The organism is Streptomyces aquilus (assembly GCF_003955715.1).
GTDB lineage: Bacteria > Actinomycetota > Actinomycetes > Streptomycetales > Streptomycetaceae > Streptomyces > Streptomyces aquilus.
In genome coordinates this window covers 6,662,116-6,681,839 of sequence record NZ_CP034463.1, presented here as the reverse complement: position 1 = coordinate 6,681,839, position 19,724 = coordinate 6,662,116, and the positions used below count along the sequence as shown (strand labels likewise).

Sequence of the window (19,724 nt, the reverse complement as noted above, 5' to 3'; positions counted from 1 at the left end):
TCCGGCAGGCCGTCTTCCGTTCTCGGACTCATTCCCCACTCTCCATCAGAAACCGCGCGGTATCGACGAGTTGACGGTCGCGTCCGGTGCCCAGCAGGCTCACCGGGCTGGTGCCGAGCCAGGCGTTGGCGGACAGCCACCAGTCGGCGGCGCCCCACGGGTCACGGTCGGCGGCGAGGAGGGCGTTGACCTCCAGGACGACCAGCCAGGGCAGGGTGTCCTCGGAGAACTGGAACCGCGGCAGGCGCAGCCGTCCGCCGATGCCGGGCAGCCGGATCAGCTCGGGCGCGAAGGGGGCGCCGCCGCGCTGGAGCAGCGTCTCGGCGTCCAACGCGGGCTCGGCGAGCAGCCGTTCGCGCACCGGCCCGAGGACGGGACCGACCATGCGGTGCCCGTCGATGAGCAGGACGGCGAGATCCTCGGCGGCGAAGCCCTGCACGGTCGGCCGGCCGCCACCGAGCACCGGCGTCCCGGTGTACCGCGCCCCGGTGTCCGCTCCGAACTCGTCCGGCAGCCACTGGGCGAGCAGGTCGGCGGCCTGCCGGGCGGCGGCGTACCGCAGCCGTTCGTCCCGTTCCCCGTCGCGGACGACGGCGACCAGGCCGGTCAGCCGCTCGCGTTCCTCGGCGCCGAGGCGGCCGGCGACCCGGTCCCAGCGGGCCGCGGCGGCGGCGAGGACGACGTACGGATCGTCGTGCGGATCGTCGTGCGGATCGTGGGGCGCGCTCATCGGTCGTCCTCCGCGGGGACGTGGGGGGTCAGCAGGCGTTCCAGCAGGTCGGCGCGGGCGTGCCGGCGTACGACGAAGTGGATCTCCCAGTCGGCGCCGCGGGCGAGTTCGGCCTCGACGGCGGCCCACAGCGCGCCGAAGCTCTCCAACGGGGTGAGGCCGCCGCGCCCGGCGCCGAGCAGGGGCAGGCAGACGGACCGCAGGGGCGGGTCGTGGAGGCCGGACTCCTCGGCGAGCAGCGCGAAGACGCGGGCGACGCCGCGGGTGATATCGGCGGGCTGGACGTCGTAGTCGTTGGTCTCGGGGCGGGGTACGGCCACGGCGACGTGGTAGATCCGCCGGATGCCCTGGCCCGTCAGCGCGCCCGCCGAGGTGACCGCGACCGTCCCGGGCTGTGCCGCCCGGCCGGGAGACCCGTGCCGGGCGGTCCAGCCCCGTAACTCGTCGTCGATCGTGTCGTCGACGAGTCCCCCGACGGGGTCCCGGTGCGCGCCCGCGCGGCGCAGGGTGGCGGAGACGGACGACTTGTAGGGCGCGGGCAGCGCGAAGTAGATGTTCGTCGGCGAGACGACGACGTCGATGTCGCGCAGCAGGTCGACGGAGTGGACGTGCACGGTGACGGGGACGGTACGGCGGTCGATGCGCGGGTGCAGGGTGCGGTGGGCGGCGGGCATGCGGTCGGGCGACGGGTCGTACGGCGGTGCGGGCGCTCCCCTCCGGGGCACCCCCTGGGCGACGAGCTGGACGACCTGTTCGGCGACCTGTCCGAGGACCATGAGCTCGTGGTGCTTGCGGAACCGCTCGACGCTCACCCCGTACACCTGGGCGGCCCGCCGGCGCCGGTCGGCGGCCGGCCAGTCGCGGGTGCCCTGGGCGAGGCCGAGGCTGTACTCGGCGGCGGTCTGGAGGGTGCCGCCGCCCATCCTGGAGACGGCGAGCCGCAGTACCTTCTCCACCGGCCCCCCTGGCGACTCGCCGTCTCCCCGCGGGAGTTCACGGGCGGCCCCGGCGAGCGCCGGTACGTCGAGCGCGCGCAGCCTGACGACTCCGGCCCGCCGCACCTTCCGCACCTCCGCGAGTACCGCTCCGTGATCGGGCACGTGAGGCGACGGCGGCATGACGATCAGCATCGCACCGCCGTCGCGACCCTCACAAGCCCGCTCCGTACAACCATTCCAGCGCACGCCCCGGTCGCGAACGGGTCGCGTCCGGGGCGAAGTCGGGGCACAGGGAAGGGAGTTACGAGACGAAAGCAGCTCAGGGCACGGGGAAGGGAGTTACGAGACGAAGAGGCTGAGCACGGCCGCCACCACGAACCCGACCACCGACAGCACCGTCTCCAGCACGGTCCACGTCTTCAACGTGTCCCGCTCGCTGATGCCGAAGTATTTGGCGACCATCCAGAAGCCTCCGTCGTTGACGTGCGAGGCGAAGATGGAGCCGGCCGAGATGGCCATGATGACGAGGGCGACGAAGGCCTGCGAGTGGTCGCCCTCGGCGAGGAGGGGCGCCACGATGCCGGCCGTGGTGACGATGGCGACCGTGGCCGAGCCCTGGGCGACCCGGAGGACCACCGAGATCAGGTAGGCGAGGACGATGACCGGCAGGCCGACGTCGTTGAAGGTGTCGGACAGGGCCTGGGCGACGCCGCTGGCCTTGAGGACGGCGCCGAAGACCCCGCCCGCGCCGACCACGAGGAGGATGTTGCCGACCGGCTTGAGGGAGGAGGTCGACACCGTCTCCAGGGACTTGCGCGACCAGCCGCGGCGGATGCCGAGAAGCCAGTACGCGAGGAGCAGGGCGATCGTCAGGGCGACGAAGGGGCTGCCGAAGAACTCGACGACCGAGCGTCCCGTGGACGGGTCGAGGGCGATCGAGGAGAAGGTCGCGGCGAGGATCAGGACCAGCGGGGTGCCGATGATGCCGAGCACCGTGCCGAGCGGGACGGGGTCCTCACGCGGTACGACACCCTGCGCGCGCTGCTCCTCGATCACCGCCAGCCGCGCCTCCGCCGCCGCCTCGACCATGTCCTGCGGTACGGCCACGAAGATGCGGCGGCCGACCCACGCCGAGAACGCCCACGCGGCCAGCACCGCCGGGATGCCGCAGACGACGCCCATGAGGATGACCCAGCCGAGGTCCACGTGGAGCAGGCCGGCCGCGGCCACCGGGCCGGGGTGCGGGGGCAGGAAGGCGTGCGTCATCGACAGGCCCGCGAGCAGCGGCAGGCAGTACAGCAGGATCGACTTGCCGCTGCGCTTGGCGGCCGCGTAGACGATCGGCGCGAGCACGAAGATGCCGACGTCGAAGAAGACCGGGATGCCGAAGATGAGGCCGGTGAGGCCCATGGCGAGCGGGGCCCTCTTCGCACCGAAGAGATTGAGCAGCCGGGACGCCAACACCTCCGCCCCGCCGCTGACTTCGAGGATCGCGCCGAGCATCGTGCCGAGGCCGATGATGATCGCGACATGGCCGAGGATGCCGCCCATGCCGGACTCGATGGTGGAGACGGCGTCGGAGCGCTGGACGGTGCCGAAGAGTTCGGTGACCGAGAGGCCGGCGAGCAGGCCGACGGCTATGGAGACGGCCAGCAGCGCCACGAAGGGCTGGATCCTGACCTTGATGATGAGGAAGAGGAGCAGGGCGATGCCGAGGGCGGCGACGGTCAGCAGACCGGCGGTGCCGTCGACGAGGAGGAGCAGGCCGCCGGTGTGGGGTGGGGTCTCGGCGGGGGCGGTCGCGGCGAGCGGATGGGGCATGTTCGGGGGTCCTCTGCGTAAGTACATGGAGCTTTCGGGCAGGGGGGATCGCGGTACGGCGCCGGTGTGGGCGCCGCACCGGCGTACGGGGTGCGGGAGTTGAGGGTGCGTCAGCCGAGGACGGCGAGCGCGTCGATCTCGATCAGGAGACCGGCGGGAAGACCGACGTAGACGGTCGTACGGGCGGCAGGCGGCTGGGTGAGCCCCTGCTCCTCGAAGTAGGTGTTGTAGATGCCGTTCATCTCGGCGAAGTGGTCGACGTCCGTGAGGTAGACGCGGATCATCAGCACGTCGTCCCAGGAGGCGCCGCCCTCCTCCAGGATCGCCTTGACGTTGGCGAGGGTCTGGAGGGTCTGCTCGCGCAGGGTGGGCCCGGCGGGGGTCGGGGCCTGCCCCTCCACCGCCGGCAGGAACCCGACCTGCCCGGCGACCTGGAGGATGTTGCCCTTGCGCACCCCGTGCGAGAACTTCGCGGGCGGGGTGGTGTGGGTCTTGGGGGTGAGGGCGATCTTCTCGGTCATGGGGTGACTTCCTTGACGGGGGTTCTGCCGGAGTACTCCCCGCTGATCGTTTCCGCCGTACGGCGGACCAGCGGGAGCAGGGTGAGGAGTTCGTCGGCGGTGACGACGACGTTCGGCGCGGAGACCGACATCGCGGCGACGACACGGCCGTCGGCGCCGCGGATCGGGGCGGCGACGCAGTTGATGGACTCCTCGTGGCCACCGAGGTCGGTGGCCCAGCCCTGTTCGCGCACCCGCTCCAACTCCTTGACGAAAGCGGGGGCGTTGGGGGTCGAACGGGCCGTGTACAGGGGGTAGTCGAGCTTGTCGGCGAGGGCGCGGCGCTCGGCCTCCGGGAGGTCGGCGAGCAGCAGCTTCGCGACGGCGGCGACGGTGATCGCGACGGGCTTCCCGATCCGCGAGTACATCCGCACCGGGTAGCGGCTCTCGACCTTGTCGATGTAGAGGACGTCGCCCTCCTCGTACACGGCGAGGTGGACGGTGTGGCCGACCTGCTCGTTGAGGCGTACGAGGTGGGGGTGGGCGATCTCGCGGATGTCGAGGTTCTCCATCGCCTCCTGGGCGAGGGCGATGAGGCGGGCGCCGAGGCGGTAGCGCTGGTCGGACTGGCGGTAGACCATGCCGTGTTCGTGGAGGGTACGCAGGAGGCGGAGCGCCGTTGACTTGTGGACGCCGAGGCGGTCGGCGACCTGGCCGAGATCGGCGGGGCCCTCGGCTAGCAGCGGCAGGATGCTGAGCGCGCGGTCGACGGTCTGACTCATGGGGTGCGTCCCTCCTCCGGGGCCTGCGCGGCTTGCGTCCAGCCGGGGCCGAGTCGAAGTCTCTCCCACGCGTGGTCGTCGAGGGCGACGAGGCGGTCGGCGTGTGCGCGGGAAGGGGGTGCGGCGAGGTCGCCGGGGGCGGTGAGGGTGGCGGCGGCCCAGAGGTGGCCGTGCCTCAGTCGCTCCCGTACGGGGAGGCCCCGGAGGGTGGCGGAGAGGAACCCGGCGGCGAAGGCGTCACCGGCGCCGGTGGTGGAGACGATGTCGACGGTGGGGGCGGGTTCGAAGGTGCGGGGGGTGGGCGCAGCTTGCGCCGGCGCAAAAGCTGTAGCCCCCGCCGCTCCCTGCTTCACCACCAGCACCGCCGGCTCCGGCAACAGTTCACGCACCGCCGACGGCCCGCCCGTGACCCCCCATGCCTCCTCCGCCTCGTCCTCCCCCACGAACACCACATCCGCACCCCGCGCCAGCTCCAACAGCGCCCGGGGCCCGTCCGCGGAACGCCACAACCCCGCCCGGTGGTTCACGTCGAAGGACACCAGCGGGCGTCCCTCGTACCGTGCCGTCAGGGAGCGCATCAGCTCCAGGCAGCCCCCGGACAGCGCCGCCGTGATCCCGGACAGGTGCAGTATCCGACCGGCGCCCACCTTCACGTTCTCCACCGTCATCGCCGACGCCGCCGACCCCGCCCGGTAATAGGCGACCTCGTGCGCGGACGTCCCCCGCTCCCCCGCCGTACGGAAGTACACCCCCGTCGGCCGCAGCGCGTCCCGGCGTACGCCGCCGACGTCCACGCCGTACGAGCCGATCGTCTCGACCAGGTGGTCCCCGAAGCCGTCCGCCCCCACCCGGCTGACCCACCGCGTGGAATGCCCGGCCGCGGCGAGGACACACGCCACGTTGGACTCCGCGCCGCCGATCGCACGGTCGAAGGACGGTACGTCGGCGAGGCGGCCCGGTCGGGTGGGCAGGAACGTGACCATGGACTCGCCGAGCGCGACGACGTCCACGACGTCCGGGGCGTTCACGATGGTCGTGGCTCCTCGTCGTCTCGGGCCCGGGCGGCTCCATTGACCCGGTGTTGGCCTGGATGTTAGACAGCGTTGAGCGACATACGCAATGGACGTTGCAGAGAGTGCAACTGACCTGATCAGGGAGGCCCCGTGTCTCGTGACACCGGTTCCGAAGCCCTCGCCCGCCTCGCGGAGGAACGCGTGGACCACCGCTTCAAGGGCCTCCCCCCGGACGCCGACGGCCTCACCGTCGGCGAGCTGGCCGCCCAGCGCCGCAACCTCTTCACCGGCGGCTTCACCACCCCGGTGCTGGCCCTCTCCGCCGAGCGCCTCGCACACAACCTCCGGCTCATGGAGACGTACGCCGTCCGGCACGGCCTCGCCTTCGCCCCGCACGGCAAGACGTCCATGGCGCCGCAGCTCTTCCGGCGCCAGATCGAGCACGGCGCCTGGGGTATCACCCTCGCCGTCCCGCACCAGGTCCGCGTCGCCCGGGCGTACGGCATCCAGCGGGTCTTCCTCGCCAACGAACTGACCGACCCCGCCGCGCTCCGCTGGATCGCCGGTGAGCTGGAGTCGGACCCCGCCTTCCGGATCATCTGTTACGTCGACTCCGTGCGCGGCGTCGAACTGATGGACCGGGCGCTGCGGGGGACCGCGCGGCCGGTGGACGTCGTCGTCGAACTCGCCGCCGGTGAAGGGGCGCGTACCGGTGTCCGTACCGAGGCCGAGTGCGCGGCCGTCGCCGATGCCGTGGCGGGCACCGACACCCTGCGGCTCGTGGGGGTCGCCGGGTACGAGGGCGAGGTGCCCCGGGCCGACCCCGAGCGGGTGCACGCCTGGCTGCGGCGGCTCGTCGCGCTCGCCGTCGACTTCGACAAGGCCGGGCGATTCACCGGTGTGGAGGAGATCGTCGTCAGCGCGGGTGGCAGCGCCTGGTTCGACGCGGTCGCCGACGTCTTCGCCGAGATTCCCGAACTGTCCCTTCCCGTACTGAAGTTGCTGCGCTCCGGCGCCTACGTCTCGCACGACGACGGGCACTACCGGAAGATCACCCCCTTCAACCGGGTCCCGGAGGAGGGCGCACTGGAACCGGCGTTCCGGCTCTGGGCGCAGATCGTCTCCCGGCCCTCCGCCGAGCAGGCCTTCGCCAACGCGGGCAAGCGCGACGCGGCCTACGACCTGGACCTGCCGTTCGCCCAGGTGGTACGCCGGGAAGGGACGGCGGAGCGGCCCGCGACCGGGGTCGAGGTGACCGGCCTGTCCGACCAGCACGCCTGGCTGCGCACCGGCCCGGAGGCGGACCTGGAGGTCGGCGACTGGCTGGGCCTGGGCCTGTCCCATCCGTGCACGTCCTTCGACAAGTGGCAGCTGATCCCGGTGGCCGAGGCGGACGGCACGGTCGTCGAGTACATCCGTACCTTTTTCTGAGGGGGCCCGCCATGGAAGAGCTCGTCATCCGGGACGCGGACGTCGTCGACGGCAGTGGTGACCCCTCGTACCGCGCCGATGTGGTGGTCGACGGCGGCCGGATCGTCTCGATCGTCAAGGAGGCCGCCGACGCCGGATGCCAACGGCCCACGGCACGCAGGGAGTTGGACGCGGAAGGGCTCGTCCTCTCCCCCGGCTTCATCGACATGCACGCGCACAGCGACCTCGCCCTGCTGCGCGACCCCGACCACAGCGCCAAGGCCGCGCAGGGCGTCACCCTCGAAGTCCTGGGCCAGGACGGGCTGTCGTACGCCCCCGTCGACGACCGCACGCTCGCCGAGGTGCGCCGCGCGATCACCGGGTGGAACGGGTACGGCGACGACATCGACTTCGACTGGCGGACGGTCGGCGAGTACCTGGACCGGCTCGACCGGGGCATCGCCGTCAACGCGGCGTATCTGATCCCCCAGGGCACGGTCCGGATGCTCGCCGTCGGCTGGGAGGACCGTGAGGCGACCCCGGCCGAGCTGGACCGGATGCGGCAGCTGGTCGCCGAGGGCATGGAACAGGGCGCGGTCGGCCTGTCGTCCGGGCTCACCTACACGCCCGGCATGTACGCCAAGGACGCCGAACTGACCGAACTGTGCCGGGTGGTGGCGTCGTACGGCGGCTACTACTGCCCGCACCACCGCTCCTACGGGGCGGGCGCGCTGGAGGCGTACGAGGAGATGGTGGCCCTGACCCGGGAGGCGGGCTGCTCGCTCCATCTCGCCCACGCCACCATGAACTTCGGGGTGAACAAGGGCCGGGCGCCGGAGCTGATCGCGCTGCTGGACAAGGCCCTGGCGGACGGCGCCGACATCAGCCTCGACACGTATCCCTACACACCGGGCAGTACGACTCTCGCCGCGCTGCTGCCGAGTTGGGCGAGCGAGGGCGGTCCGGAGGAGGTCCTCAGGCGGCTCGCGGACGACGACACCGCCGAGCGCGTCCGGCACCACCTGGAGGTCGTCGGCTCGGACGGCTGCCACGGGGTGCCGGTCGAGTGGGAGACGATCGAGATCTCGGGGGTCGGCGATCCCGCGCTGGCGGACCATGTCGGCCGCCGCGTCGACGGCTGGGCGACCGCCCGCCGGCTGCTGCTCGCCGACCGGCTGGCCCCGTCGATCATCCAGCACGTGGGCCACGAGGAGAACGTCCGGCAGATCATGCGCCACCGCGTCCACACCGGCGGCTCGGACGGCATCCTTCAGGGCGCGAAGCCGCATCCGCGGGCGTACGGCACGTTCCCGCGGTATCTCGGGCACTACGTACGGGAGTTGGGGGTGCTGTCCCTGGAGGAGTGCGTCGCGCATCTGACCGGCCGCCCGGCGGCCCGGCTCCGGCTGCCCGACCGCGGCCTGGTCCGCGAGGGGTACAAGGCCGACCTCGTCCTCTTCGACCCGGCGACGGTGGCGGCGGGCTCGACCTTCGCCGAGCCGCGCACGCTCCCGACCGGCATCCCGCACGTCCTGGTCGACGGCCGTTTCGTGATCGAGGACGGCCGCCGGACGGACGTCCTTGCGGGACGCTCCGTCCGGCGAACCCCCTCGTGAGTGTTACGGCTTGGGCAGCGTGCAGCCGCTCTTGCTCAGGTCCAGCTTGTTGTCCAGGCCGAAGCAGGCCGGGATCTGGTAGGTCTCCTGGGCGTAGTTGATGCCCTCGCGGACGGTGACGTTGCCGCTCGCGTCGACCTCGCAGGGGTTGTTGTCGGTGCAGCGGCCGCCGTCCTCGTTGCCGGTGTTGTTGACGGCGACGACCTTGCCGGTGGCGTTGTCGATGACGGGCGAGCCCGAGGTGCCGCCGATGGTCTGGCAGGCGGAGGTGTAGCGGACCGAGTCCTTCCAGGTCCACTCGCCTTCCTTGAGGCGGTAGGCGAAGCCGTCGACGTTGCAGGCGTACGTGCGCTTCCAGTAGCCGGAGACGACCGTGATGGCGGTGCCGGCCACCGGGTGGGTGTCGTTCAGGGTGAGGGCGTCGATGCCGTACGTGCTCTTGATCGAGGCGTAGGTGCGGGTGAGCTGGTAGATCGACACGTCGGTGTCGGTCATCGTCGCGTAGGCGATCTTGCTGGCGCGGAGCGTGCCGACCCGGGTGCCGGCGGAGTTGAGAAGCCCGAAGCTGCGGGTCGAGGCCTGGTCGACGATGACCTCGCCGGCCGCCGGGAAGCCGGTCTCCAGGCAGTGCCCGTTGGACATGACCAGCGCGGGGTCGTCCGCCTCGGAGTTGGGGAAGCGGATGACGGACCCGGAACAGTTGCTGAGCGAGACGGTACCGGCGAAGCTGACGGCCTTGACCTGGGGCGCGAGCGCCCGGTTCAGGCTCGCCGAGGCGGACGTGACCGTGTCCCAGGCCGTGGCGACGGCGGTGCTGGTGTCCACCGCGCCCGTGCTGTCCGGGGCCGCGACCGCGGGTGCCGCGCCGACCCCGGCCAAGGCCAGGGCGATCACTACGGCACCGAGAGGCTTCTTCATGTGGGGGTCCCCTCATTGCGACGAGGGTGACCGGAGAATCTCCGGCCACCCGCCAAGTTGTCATGCGCATTCTCATCGCAGGGGGGCGGCCGGGCAAGGAGTTCCTTCGAGCGATGGGGGTTTCCCTATGCGTCCCCTGTCAACAGGCGGGCTGCTGCCCACAGTTGGGGACTTCATGCATCCGCTACCTGGGTCGTTTGGTGCTGCCGCGCCCTTTGCCGGGCTTGCCGTCGGAACCGGCGCCCGAGTCGGAGCCCGGACCGGACGGGGTCGCGGTCGGCGTGGGCTCGGGGGCGGGAGCGGTCGTGGTGGCGGAGGCGCCGACGGAGGGCCCGGCCGTGTCCGCCTTCGTGGCCGACGGGCGCGCGGACGGGACCGAGGAGGCGGGCGCGGACCCGATTGCCGGGGAGCCCGTCTCGCCCGGCGCGCCCGAGGCGGGTTCCGGCGACACGTCCGGCGCCGCCGAACCCGTAGGCGCGCCCTTGCCCTCCGGGCCGTCGGACGATCCGGACAGCGAGAACCCGGCGATCAGCGCCGCCACCGACACCGCGCCCACGGCCCCGGCCGCGACCGCCACGCGCCGCGAGCGCCAGGGGCCGGTCTTGGGCTTACGACGGGAGCGGGGTCCGGCGCCGACCGGAGCCGCCGGAGCCTCCGCGAGCCCCGGCGCCCCGAGGGCCAGCGACGGCAGCTCGGCCGTCTCGTCGTACGTGTTCTGCCATCCGTGCGCGATGGCCGGGTCGGCGTACGCGTCGTAGGAGGGGGGTGGTTCGGGCTGCGGGTGGTACACGTTCGGCGCACCCTGGGGCTCTCCGGCCGCGCCGATGCCGTTCTCGTACTGGGGTGGCCTGGACATGGCCGCGCATTGTAGGGACGCGGGGGGTTCCAGAGACAGCTACCGGCGATAACCGTCCAAACCACCCGTCTCACGTGATGGGAAACACCGCCCAAGGGTCGTTACCGGGCCGTAAGCTCCCTGACATGCAGGTGATCCAGTCGACCAAGCTCGCCAACGTCTGTTACGAGATCCGGGGCCCGGTTCTCGAGGAGGCCATGCGTCTTGAGGCGGCGGGTCACCGCATCCTCAAGCTCAACACCGGCAACCCGGCCGCCTTCGGGTTCGACTGCCCGCCGGAGATCCTCGAGGACATCCTGCGGAACGTGTCGTCGGCCCATGGCTACGGCGACGCCAAGGGACTGCTCGCCGCGCGCCGGGCCGTCGTGATGCACAACCAGACGCTCGGCATCGAGACCGACGTCGAGCACGTCTTCATCGGCAACGGCGTCTCCGAGCTGATCGTGATGGCGATGCAGGCGCTGCTGGACGACGGCGACGAGGTGCTCGTACCGTCCCCCGACTACCCCCTGTGGACCGCCGCCGTGTCCCTGTCCGGCGGTACGGCCGTGCACTACCGGTGCGACGAGCAGTCCGACTGGATGCCGGACCTCGCGGACGTGGAGCGGAAGGTCACCGACCGCACCAAGGCGATCGTCATCATCAACCCCAACAACCCGACGGGCGCGGTGTACGACGAGGCCATGATCCGCGGGCTGACGGACATCGCGCGCCGCCACAACCTGCTGGTCTGCTCCGACGAGATCTACGACAAGATCCTCTACGACGACGCGGTCCATGTCCCGACCGCGTCCGTCGCGCCCGACCTGCTGACCCTCACCTTCAACGGCATGTCGAAGGCGTACCGGGTGGCCGGGTACCGGGTGGGCTGGATGGCCATCTCCGGCCCGCGCGCGCACGCCGACTCCTACATCGAGGGCCTGACCATCCTCGCCAACATGCGGCTGTGCGCGAACATGCCGGGGCAGCACGGGGTGGTGGCCGCGCTCAGCGGACGGCAGACCATCGAGGACCTGGTGCTGCCCGGCGGCCGGCTGCGGGAGCAGCGGGACGTGGCGTACGAGCTGCTGACGCAGATCCCCGGGGTGAGCTGCGTGAAGCCCAAGGGCGCGCTGTACCTCTTCCCGCGGCTCGACCCCAACGTCTTCAAGATCAAGGACGACCGGCAGCTGGTCCTGGACCTGCTGCGGCGCGAGAAGATCATGGTCGTCCAGGGGACGGGCTTCAACTGGAGCGAGCCGGACCACTTCCGCGTGGTGACGCTGCCGACCGCGCGTGATCTGCGGGATGCGGTGACGCGGATCGGGAACTTCCTGGACGGCTACAGCCAGCCGTAACCAGATCTACGGTCGGCTCAACTTTAGACAGAATCTAAGCTAGGATGGCTTCCTGACAGTGACGGAGGCCCTCTCATGTACGAACCGATCCGCACCAAGTCGGTCCACAGCACGATGGCCGACGCCCCCACGGACTTCCCACACCGCAGCCGCGAGGAAGAGCTGGACATCCAGCTCGCGGGGCATCTGTCCGCGCTGCTCGCGGTCACGGACGAGCTGCGTGCGCTGGAGCCGTCCACCGACCTGGACACCGCCGCGGAGCGGCTCGCCGAGCAGGTGACGCGGTTGCGGGGTGGCGGCACGCCGGTCCGTGCGGTCACCTCCGGCGCGGGTGACGCCGCGGCTCTGCATGAGCGGGCGCATGCCCTTGCGGGGCGGGCGCTGGTGGTCGCGGCGTCGCGTGCGGACACGGCGGTGGCGATCCTGGCCGCCGAGCGGATGGACGCCCACGCCCTGAGCAGCGTCGGCTGACCCCACGAACGGCCCCGGTCCGCGTGCACCCGCAGCGACGCGCGGACCGGGTGCCATGCACTGCGCTGGCTTGAGCCGGGGCGCCTGTTCGCCGTAGGGGTTCATGTCTCCCGCGGGTGCCGGTCCGTCGTGGTTGATCGCGCAGTTCCCCGCGCCCCTGGGGGCGTTGCAGCACCGGGGCCGGTACGACATCCCCCGTTCACCCTTACCCACGGGGAATGTTTCGTTCCGCGAGCACTCTCCCCCTGTGAGACGAATCATCGGAATCGTCCTCGCGGTTCTGCTCGTCGGCGGTGTGGTGGTGGCCGTCGTCGCAGGTCGCGGTAGTGAGGACAAGGGCACGGCAACGAAGACCGCGCAAGGTGTGATCGGGTCGGAGAAGGCGGAGTTCTTCGCCGATCCCGATGTGGTGAAGGCCCTCGCCGCCAAGGGCTACACCGTGAAGGCCGAGACCTCCGGGTCCTGGGCCATGGAAGGTCTTGACCTCAAGGGGTACGACTTCGCCCTTCCCTCCAGTCAGGCGCCGGCCGTCGAGCTCGCCGAGAAGTACAAGGTACGGGGGACCCTCCCCCGCCCCTTCTACTCGCCCCTCGTCGTCGTGGCGCACCGAAGCGCCGCCGAGGTGCTCGCGGGCAACGGGCTGGCCACGCTGGACGGGAAGAGCCGCGGCACCCTGGACATGGGCGCGTATCTCGACGCGGCCCGCGCGGGGCGGACCTGGCAGCAACTCAAGGGAGCCGGCAAGTACGGGGAGTTGGGCGGCACGCTCTACATCTCCAGCACCGACCCGGAGTCCTCCAACTCCGGCGCCCTCTATCTCGCCGCCACCTCCTACGTCGCCAACGGCGGCAAGGTGGTCGCGAGCGACGCCGACGTCGCGCGCACCGCGCCGCTGCTGAAGAAGCTCGTCAGCGTCCAGGGCACCCAGCAGACCAGCACCGACGCCTCGTTCCGGGACTTCGTCAGCGGGGTCGGCAACCCGCTGGTCCTGGTGTACGAGTCGCAGGTCGCCTCGCTCCTGGTCGGCGGACAGCAGCCCGATGACATGGTCGTCCTCTACCCGGACACCACGGTCAACAGCGACCACACCGTCGTACCGCTCACCGAGGACGGCCGGGCGCTCGCCGAACTCCTGTCCAGCGACCCGGAGTTGCGCAGGCTGCTGGTCCGGCACGGGTTCCGGCCGCAGGGGGCGGCCACCGCGTTCGGCTCGGCCGACGCGCATCTCAAGCAGGAACTGACCGGCGTCCGCCAGGCTCCCGTGCCCACCTCCGCGGTGCTGCACGAGCTGGCCCGCCGCGCTACGGGGGACGACAAGTGACCGACATCGACAACGACTTCGTACTCACTCCGCCGGAGGCCGTCGCCGCCGTGCCGCGGGAGCGGGCCGGTGGGCTCGTGCCCGTCGACGACTCCGTCCGTACGGGGATGGCACAGAAGGCCGCCGACTACGTGGCCGGGCTCGCGGCGCTCGACGCCCGCTCCCCCGAGTTCGCGGGGAAGGTCGGCGAGATCACCGGGCTGGGGGCCGGGGACATGCGCAGTGCCGCCGCGCAGTCCAACCGGATGCTGGAGCGGACCGTGCGCAGCCTGCCCGACCAGGGCGGGGACGCGCAGGCCCGGGTCGCGGGCTCGCTCGTGGAGTTGCGGCGGGTCGTGGAGGACCTGGACCCGCGTGATCTGGCGGTCGCCAAGGGACGGAAGTTCCTGTCCCGGCTGCCGGGTGGCAACAAGGTGCGGGACTACGTCGCCAAGTACGCCTCCGCGCAGGGGACCTTGAACCGGATCGTGGGCGCGCTGCGCGGTGGGCAGGACGAACTGCGGCGGGACAACGCGGCGTTGCAGACCGAGCGGGTGCGGCTGTGGGAGACCATGGGCAAGCTCCAGGAGTACGTCGTGCTGACCGAGGCCCTGGACACGGCGGTCGAGCAGCACATCGCCGGGGTCGCCGACCCGCAGCAGGCCGACGGTCTGCGGGCCGACGTGCTCTTCCCGGTCCGGCAGAAGCACCAGGACCTGCTGACCCAGCTCGCGGTGTGCGCGCAGGGCTACCTCGCGATGGACGTCGTACGCCGGAACAACGAGGAGCTCATCAAGGGCGTCGACCGGGCCGCGACCACGACCGTGTCGGCGCTGCGGATCTCCGTGATGCTGGCCTCCGCGCTCGACAACCAGAAGAAGGTCGTCGAGCAGGTCAACGCGTTGCGCGGGACGACCGAGGACCTCATCCGGGGCAACGCCGAGATGCTCGCCACGCAGAGCGGGGAGATCCAGCGGATCGCCGCCGACCCGGCCGTGGGCGCCGAGACCCTGCGGTCGGCGTTCCAGCAGATCTACCGCACCCTGGACACCATCGACACCTACAAGGTGCAGGCGACCGAGGTGATGGCGTCGACGGTGGAGTCGCTGACCTCCGAACTCCAGCACGCCAGTGCCTACTTGGAGCGCAGCCGGTCCCAGGGCGCGCTGGAAGGGGGCCTCGGATGAGACGAGCACTGATCTGCGCCCTCGCCGCCGTCGCCCTGCTCGCCGGCTGCACCGCCGGCGAGGAGAAGGGCGGCGGGTCGGACCCCGACGCGCTGCACATCCTCGCCTCCAGCGAGCTGAGCGACATGGAGCCGATCCTGGAACGGGTCGGCGCGGACCTCGGCGTCCCCGTGGAGCTGTCCTACGCGGGCACCCTGGACGCCGTGGACCGGCTCGCGAAGGGCACGGCGGACGGGCGGTTCGACGCGGTGTGGCTGTCCTCCAACGACTATCTGCGACTGCGTCCCGAGGCGGCCCGGAAGATCGTGTCCGAGACCACCGTCATGGCCAGTCCGGTCGCCCTCGGCGTCAAGCCCGCCACCCTGCGCGAGCTGGGCTGGAACCCCACCGACGTGACCTGGTCCCAGGTCGAGAAGGCGGTCGCGGACGGCAGGCTGACCTACGGCATGACGGACCCGTCCCGCTCCAACTCCGGCTTCTCGACGCTGATCTCGGTCGCCTCGGCCCTCTCCGGCGCCCAGTCCGCGCTCACCGACGCGGACATCGCCGAGGCCCGCCCGCGGCTGAAGGAGTTCTTCCAGGGGCAGAAGCTGACCTCCGGGTCGTCGGGCTGGCTGGCGACGGCCTACCGGCGGCGCGGGAACGTCGACGCGCTGCTCAACTACGAGTCCGTCCTCAAGGGCATCCCGGGCCTGACCGTGATCCGCCCCCGCGACGGTGTCGTCACCGCCGACTACCCGCTCTCCACGCTCGCCTCGGCCGACGCCACGGACCGTGACACCGTGCGGCGCCTGGGCGAGGCCCTGCGCAGCCCGGAGATCCAGCGCGAGATCACCGAGCGCACCCACCGCCGCCCGGTCGTCGCCGGGGTCGCGCCCGCCGCCGGCCTCGACACCACCCGGCGGCGCGAACTGCCCTTCCCCGGCAGCCGTTCGGTGGCCGACGGGCTGCTCGACTCGTACGAGAACGAACTGCGCCGCCCCTCGCGGACCGTGTACGTCCTGGACACCTCGGGCTCCATGGAAGGCGAGCGCCTGGACGGCCTCAAGACGGCGCTCACCGGCCTCACCGGCGACTTCCGGGAGCGCGAGGAGGTGACGCTGATGCCGTTCGGGTCGGACGTGAAGAGCGTACGGACCCATGTGGTGGACCCCGCGGACCCGCGGTCCGGGCTCGACGCGATCAAGAAGGACACCGCGAGCCTCGAGGCCGACGGGGACACGGCCATCTACACGTCGCTGGAGAAGGCGTACGGCCGGCTCGGCGCCGACGAGGACACGTTCACGTCGATCGTGCTGATGACGGACGGCGAGAACACGGCCGGGGCGGACGCCGGCGAGTTCGAGGACTTCTACGAGCGACTCGACGGCACCGCACGGCAGATCCCCGTCTTCCCCATCCTCTTCGGCGACTCCGACCGGTCCGAGCTGGAGCACATCGCCGACCTGACCGGCGGCCGCCTCTTCGACGCCCAGCAGGGCTCGCTGGACGGCGCCTTCGAGGAGATCCGTGGCTATCAGTAGATACCTGGAGTCCCGCAAGAACATCGCGGGCAGTGCGTGCGGGCTGGTCGGGGTGGCGCTCACGCTCGCCGGGGTGGCGGGGCCGTACTGGCCGGTCGTCGTCGCGGGACTGTACGGCGCGGGCGCCCTCGTCGCCCCGCCGGAGCGGCCGGCGCTGCCGGACTTCCCGGACGCCTCGGCCCAACTGGACGCCCTGCGCGGCGACTTCGAGAAGCTGTGCGGCTATCTGACGGAGGTCGAGCTGCCCCCGGCCGCCGCCGGGCGCCTCACCGAACTGACCGACCTGCTCACCGCGTTGCTGGACCCCGGCTGGGCGACCGAGCTGCTGGCCCAGGACCCGGAGGGCGTGCACACGCTCTCGCGGGTCGTACGGCAGGACGTTCCCGAGGCCGTCGACACCTTCGTACGCACCAGGTGGTGGACCCGGCTCGCGCCGGGGCAGGAGGCGCCGGAACGGCATCTGGAACGGCAGTTGACGCTCCTCCAGGAGGAGGCCGAGCGGCTGGCGGGCGCGCTGCGGGAGACCGAGGCGCGGCGGCAGGAGTCGCACACGCGGTATCTGGAGGACCGGGGGCGGGCGAACTGACGTCACTTGCCGAGGAGTTCGGACACGACCGCGATGATCACCATCAGGACGAGCAGCAGTCCCAGCACCTTCAGCAGGGCGAACCGGTGAGTGGCCGGCGTCGGCACGGGCGCCGGGGGTGCGGGGGGCGGGACCGGCACCGGGACGGGGCCGTTGAAGACGTCGTGGCGGGTCCGGGCGAGCCGCTCGCACCAGGGGCAGGACGGCAGATGGGCGCCGTAGGTGTGCAGCGGGCGGGCCGGGCAGACCCGGATCTGTGAGCGCTCCTGGTCCAGTGCGCGCAGCCAGGCCTCCGCCGGGGGCCGGGCGGCGGGCGCGTGGACGCCGGGGCCGAAGGCGGCGCGGGCCAGGGTGAGCAGGCCGGGCGGCAGGACGGAGGGGTCGACGGTGCCGCGCGGGACGACGACGTGCTCGGGGCGGACCACGTAGGAGCAGCTGGCGGCGATGTTGTCCTTGACGGTCGACTCGGAGGTGCTCTCGTGCGGGACGCCGCCGAAGGGATGGTTGCCGGCGGTGAGGAGCTGGTAGACGAGCACGGCGAGGGCGAAGTCGTCACTGGCGCGGCTCGCGGGGCTGCCGGACTGCCGTTCGGGGGCGGAGTAGTCGGTGGTGTGCATCAGGCACGGGAACGGCTCACCGGTGACGGGGTCGGTGAAGGCGATGGAGTCGCAGTCGAGGAAGGTGACGAAGCCGTTGGCGTCGACGACCACGTTGCTGCTGGAGAAGTCGCCGATGACGAGGTTGTCGTGGTGCATGCGGGCGGTCATGAAGGCGAGGTTCCAGGAGACGCCGAGCAGGAACCGCCAGTCCGCCTCGGGGAACAGCCTCAGGCGCTGGGCGCGGGTGAACAGGCCGACCAGCTGGACGTGTTCGGGCTCGCCGAAGCGGTGCATGGCGTAACCGAGGAACGCGCCCTCGGGGCTGCGGGCGAGCGCGGTGGGCCAGGCCAGTTCGGGCGGCTGGGACCGGTCGGTGGGGCGGGCGGCGAGCGGGGACATGGTGAGCATGCGGGCCAGCCGGCGCTCCTGGTCGGGGCCCGGCGGGTCGCGGTAGAGCTTGACGACGGTGCCGTGGTCGCCTTCGACGGGGAAGACGGCCGCCTGGCCGCCGCCCTTGAGCGGGGCCTCGGCGAGCACGACCGGTTTCCCGTCCAGGTGGACGACGCGGCCGCTCATCGCCGCGTCCTGCGCACGGCCCGCAGCAGGGTCTTGTCGTCGGCGTTCAGCGCGGTCAGCCGGTCCGACCGCAGGAGGGCGGCCAGGTTGTCGTGGGCGGCGTCGGAGACCGGTCCGGGCGTGTCGAGGGAGCGGAAGACGGCATCGACGAAGGAGGCGTTCGGGGTGGTCGCGCCGGCGCCGGAGCGGGACAGCGCGGCCTGCGCGAGACCGTCGGTGGACAGCAGGACGCCGTCGACGCCCGGGTCGGCGACGCAGTCGGTGTGCACCCAGCGGGCGGCGTCCGGGGAGGTGAGGAAGACGGTCTCGTTGCTGTACTCGCCGGCCGCCGCCGGCTGCGGCAGCAGATGGAACTGCCGTTCACCGTCCTCGCTGCCCGCGCGGAGTACGACGAATCCGTCGCCGACGGAGAGATGGCCGAGCCAGCCGGGGGCGAGGACCACGACGGTGAGGGTGGTCGCGAAGTCGCCGGCCGCCGGTCCTGTCGTGTCCAGGAACACCTTGGTGACCTCGTGGAACGCGTCCGTGAGCAAGTCGTGCACAGCGGCGCCGGGCGGGCTGTCGACGGCCGCCGCGGCGCGTCGTACGAACCGTTCCGCGGCCAGCTCCACCGCGAGCCGCGACCCCTCGTCGGAGCGCGGCCGGCTGCCGGCGCCGTCCGCGACGGCGAGCACGGCGACCGGGCCCGCGTCGGTGTGCGCGCACGCGTCCTGGCAGGGGAGCCCGTCCCGGCGGTGCCGGTAGCCCTCGACGCTCATGCCGTGGATGCGCCAGCCGGCCCGGTCCGCGGCCATCGCCTAGCTCTCCCAGGCCGGGCGCTGGGTCTTGAACTGGCTGAAGATCTTCTCGAAGACCTCGTCGCCCGCGCCCTTCTGCTCGGCGCCCGCGCTCGCGGACATCATCTGGAGCAGCTCGCGGAACGGGAAGCCCTGGATGGTGGCGTTGAACTTCGGGGCGAACGCCCGCAGGACCTGCTCGCCGAAGTCGGTGATGCCGCCGACGCCGATCGCGTACAGCCGGAAGCGGCGGGCGTTCTGCTCCTCGGCGAGGACGGGGACCAGCCGGTGCCAGGAGTCGGTGCGGTGGCCGGTGGCGTCGGTGGGGATGCCGTCGGTGACCAGGCAGATCTGCGGCCGGTAGTACTGGAGGCCGGAGGCGCGCAGTTCGGCCTTGCGGGCGGCGACGATGTGCATCGACAGCTCCAGGGCCTCCGTCATCAGCGTCACGCCCGCGGCGGTGAGCTGCGGCGGCCGGAACATGTGCGCGGGCACGAACGGGCTCACCGGGGCGCCGGGCACGAGCGGCTGCGGCCCGCGCCAGGCGGCGACGCCCTGCCCGCCGAAGGTGACGACCGCGACCTCGACGCTGTAGCTGAGCGAGACGTCGTCGTGCAGCTCCCGGGTCCATTCCACGAGGGCGTTGTTGAGCGTCTGGATCGGCGGCCCCGCCATGGAACTGGAGGTGTCGAGACACAGCACGAGGGGCAGCCGCTGGGCGTTGTTCTCGAACTCGATGTCGGCGTACTCCGCCGGCAGGGTGGGCGGGTAATCGCTGGACATGG

At 71.8% G+C, this 19,724-nt stretch carries 19 protein-coding genes; 8 read left to right on the top strand and 11 right to left on the bottom strand.

Features of this window, described 5'->3' with window-relative positions; genetic code table 11:
* Positions 1–28: 28 nt before the first annotated feature.
* The 6 genes from EJC51_RS30890 to EJC51_RS30865 all read right to left on the bottom strand — a co-directional run bounded on the left by EJC51_RS30890 (position 29) and on the right by EJC51_RS30865 (position 5,799).
* Complete coding sequence (locus tag EJC51_RS30890; RefSeq protein WP_126274075.1) at positions 29–730, bottom strand: hypothetical protein; 702 nt, start codon at positions 728–730, stop codon at positions 29–31.
* A complete protein-coding gene (locus EJC51_RS30885; RefSeq protein ID WP_126274074.1) occupies positions 727–1,848 on the bottom strand; it encodes a macro domain-containing protein in 1,122 nt (373 codons plus the stop codon). The genes EJC51_RS30890 and EJC51_RS30885 overlap by 4 nt, the downstream gene beginning before the upstream one ends.
* Positions 1,849–2,007: 159 nt before the next feature.
* On the bottom strand, positions 2,008–3,489 hold the full coding sequence (locus EJC51_RS30880; protein ID WP_126274073.1) for a GntP family permease: 1,482 nt from the start codon (positions 3,487–3,489) through the stop codon (positions 2,008–2,010).
* A 110-nt stretch (positions 3,490–3,599) separates the two neighbouring features.
* Positions 3,600–4,010 (bottom strand): RidA family protein, encoded by a 411-nt coding sequence (locus EJC51_RS30875; RefSeq protein WP_126274072.1) that lies wholly within the window; start codon positions 4,008–4,010, stop codon positions 3,600–3,602.
* On the bottom strand, positions 4,007–4,771 hold the full coding sequence (locus EJC51_RS30870) for an IclR family transcriptional regulator (protein WP_126274071.1): 765 nt from the start codon (positions 4,769–4,771) through the stop codon (positions 4,007–4,009). The genes EJC51_RS30875 and EJC51_RS30870 overlap by 4 nt, the downstream gene beginning before the upstream one ends.
* Positions 4,768–5,799 carry a sugar kinase gene (locus tag EJC51_RS30865; protein ID WP_126274070.1) on the bottom strand — a complete coding sequence of 344 codons (1,032 nt, stop codon included), beginning with the start codon at positions 5,797–5,799 and terminating at the stop codon, positions 4,768–4,770. The genes EJC51_RS30870 and EJC51_RS30865 overlap by 4 nt, the downstream gene beginning before the upstream one ends.
* A gap of 135 nt (positions 5,800–5,934) precedes the next feature.
* Between EJC51_RS30865 and EJC51_RS30860 the strand changes: the two genes are divergently transcribed.
* Both EJC51_RS30860 and EJC51_RS30855 read left to right on the top strand, forming a co-directional pair.
* Entirely contained in the window at positions 5,935–7,215 is a 1,281-nt protein-coding gene (locus tag EJC51_RS30860) for an amino acid deaminase (RefSeq protein ID WP_126274069.1), read from the top strand.
* Positions 7,216–7,226: 11 nt separating this feature from the next.
* Complete coding sequence (locus tag EJC51_RS30855; protein ID WP_126274068.1) at positions 7,227–8,810, top strand: N-acyl-D-amino-acid deacylase family protein; 1,584 nt, start codon at positions 7,227–7,229, stop codon at positions 8,808–8,810.
* 3 nt (positions 8,811–8,813) lie between these two features.
* On the opposite strand, the gene EJC51_RS30850 is transcribed toward EJC51_RS30855, so the two are convergent.
* Both EJC51_RS30850 and EJC51_RS30845 read right to left on the bottom strand, forming a co-directional pair.
* Positions 8,814–9,728, bottom strand: a complete 915-nt coding sequence (locus EJC51_RS30850; RefSeq protein ID WP_126274067.1) for a S1 family peptidase — start codon at positions 9,726–9,728, stop codon at positions 8,814–8,816.
* A 184-nt stretch (positions 9,729–9,912) separates the two neighbouring features.
* Positions 9,913–10,584 carry a hypothetical protein gene (locus EJC51_RS30845; protein ID WP_126274066.1) on the bottom strand — a complete coding sequence of 224 codons (672 nt, stop codon included), beginning with the start codon at positions 10,582–10,584 and terminating at the stop codon, positions 9,913–9,915.
* 125 nt (positions 10,585–10,709) lie between these two features.
* On the opposite strand from EJC51_RS30845, the gene EJC51_RS30840 reads away from it, so the two are divergent.
* The 6 genes from EJC51_RS30840 to EJC51_RS30815 all read left to right on the top strand — a co-directional run bounded on the left by EJC51_RS30840 (position 10,710) and on the right by EJC51_RS30815 (position 16,988).
* On the top strand, positions 10,710–11,921 hold the full coding sequence (locus EJC51_RS30840; protein WP_097268373.1) for a pyridoxal phosphate-dependent aminotransferase: 1,212 nt from the start codon (positions 10,710–10,712) through the stop codon (positions 11,919–11,921).
* 75 nt (positions 11,922–11,996) lie between these two features.
* On the top strand, positions 11,997–12,392 hold the full coding sequence (locus EJC51_RS30835; RefSeq protein WP_126274065.1) for an SCO4983 family protein: 396 nt from the start codon (positions 11,997–11,999) through the stop codon (positions 12,390–12,392).
* Positions 12,393–12,639: 247 nt separating this feature from the next.
* Positions 12,640–13,713 carry a substrate-binding domain-containing protein gene (locus EJC51_RS30830; protein WP_126274064.1) on the top strand — a complete coding sequence of 358 codons (1,074 nt, stop codon included), beginning with the start codon at positions 12,640–12,642 and terminating at the stop codon, positions 13,711–13,713.
* Complete coding sequence (locus tag EJC51_RS30825; RefSeq protein ID WP_126274063.1) at positions 13,710–14,879, top strand: toxic anion resistance protein; 1,170 nt, start codon at positions 13,710–13,712, stop codon at positions 14,877–14,879. The genes EJC51_RS30830 and EJC51_RS30825 overlap by 4 nt, the downstream gene beginning before the upstream one ends.
* Entirely contained in the window at positions 14,876–16,402 is a 1,527-nt protein-coding gene (locus EJC51_RS30820) for a substrate-binding and vWA domain-containing protein (protein WP_126274062.1), read from the top strand. The genes EJC51_RS30825 and EJC51_RS30820 overlap by 4 nt, the downstream gene beginning before the upstream one ends.
* Entirely contained in the window at positions 16,389–16,988 is a 600-nt protein-coding gene (locus EJC51_RS30815; RefSeq protein ID WP_126274061.1) for a hypothetical protein, read from the top strand. The genes EJC51_RS30820 and EJC51_RS30815 overlap by 14 nt, the downstream gene beginning before the upstream one ends.
* A gap of 2 nt (positions 16,989–16,990) precedes the next feature.
* Here the strand turns inward: EJC51_RS30815 and EJC51_RS30810 are convergent, their stop codons facing one another.
* The 3 genes from EJC51_RS30810 to EJC51_RS30800 are packed head-to-tail and all read right to left on the bottom strand — an operon-like array spanning position 16,991 to position 19,722.
* A complete protein-coding gene (locus EJC51_RS30810; protein ID WP_126274060.1) occupies positions 16,991–18,163 on the bottom strand; it encodes a hypothetical protein in 1,173 nt (390 codons plus the stop codon).
* Positions 18,160–18,957, bottom strand: coding sequence for a PP2C family serine/threonine-protein phosphatase (locus EJC51_RS30805; protein WP_126274059.1), 798 nt, complete (start codon positions 18,955–18,957; stop codon positions 18,160–18,162). The genes EJC51_RS30810 and EJC51_RS30805 overlap by 4 nt, the downstream gene beginning before the upstream one ends.
* 3 nt (positions 18,958–18,960) lie before the next feature.
* Positions 18,961–19,722: a vWA domain-containing protein gene (locus tag EJC51_RS30800; RefSeq protein ID WP_126274058.1), complete on the bottom strand. Its 762-nt coding sequence runs from the start codon at positions 19,720–19,722 to the stop codon at positions 18,961–18,963.
* Positions 19,723–19,724 lie beyond the last annotated feature (2 nt).

Excerpts from the sequence above, each read along its gene's own strand:
- EJC51_RS30890 (WP_126274075.1), bottom strand. The coding sequence starts at position 730 with ATGAGCGCGCCCCACGATCCGCACGACGATCCGCACGACGATCCGTAC.
- EJC51_RS30885 (WP_126274074.1), bottom strand. The coding sequence starts at position 1,848 with ATGCCGCCGTCGCCTCACGTGCCCGATCACGGAGCGGTACTCGCGGAG.
- EJC51_RS30880 (WP_126274073.1), bottom strand. The coding sequence starts at position 3,489 with ATGCCCCATCCGCTCGCCGCGACCGCCCCCGCCGAGACCCCACCCCAC.
- EJC51_RS30875 (WP_126274072.1), bottom strand. The coding sequence starts at position 4,010 with ATGACCGAGAAGATCGCCCTCACCCCCAAGACCCACACCACCCCGCCC.
- EJC51_RS30870 (WP_126274071.1), bottom strand. The coding sequence starts at position 4,771 with ATGAGTCAGACCGTCGACCGCGCGCTCAGCATCCTGCCGCTGCTAGCC.
- EJC51_RS30855 (WP_126274068.1), top strand. The coding sequence starts at position 7,227 with ATGGAAGAGCTCGTCATCCGGGACGCGGACGTCGTCGACGGCAGTGGT.
- EJC51_RS30850 (WP_126274067.1), bottom strand. The coding sequence starts at position 9,728 with ATGAAGAAGCCTCTCGGTGCCGTAGTGATCGCCCTGGCCTTGGCCGGG.
- EJC51_RS30845 (WP_126274066.1), bottom strand. The coding sequence starts at position 10,584 with ATGTCCAGGCCACCCCAGTACGAGAACGGCATCGGCGCGGCCGGAGAG.
- EJC51_RS30840 (WP_097268373.1), top strand. The coding sequence starts at position 10,710 with ATGCAGGTGATCCAGTCGACCAAGCTCGCCAACGTCTGTTACGAGATC.
- EJC51_RS30835 (WP_126274065.1), top strand. The coding sequence starts at position 11,997 with ATGTACGAACCGATCCGCACCAAGTCGGTCCACAGCACGATGGCCGAC.
- EJC51_RS30820 (WP_126274062.1), top strand. The coding sequence starts at position 14,876 with ATGAGACGAGCACTGATCTGCGCCCTCGCCGCCGTCGCCCTGCTCGCC.
- EJC51_RS30810 (WP_126274060.1), bottom strand. The coding sequence starts at position 18,163 with ATGAGCGGCCGCGTCGTCCACCTGGACGGGAAACCGGTCGTGCTCGCC.
- EJC51_RS30805 (WP_126274059.1), bottom strand. The coding sequence starts at position 18,957 with ATGGCCGCGGACCGGGCCGGCTGGCGCATCCACGGCATGAGCGTCGAG.
- EJC51_RS30800 (WP_126274058.1), bottom strand. The coding sequence starts at position 19,722 with ATGTCCAGCGATTACCCGCCCACCCTGCCGGCGGAGTACGCCGACATC.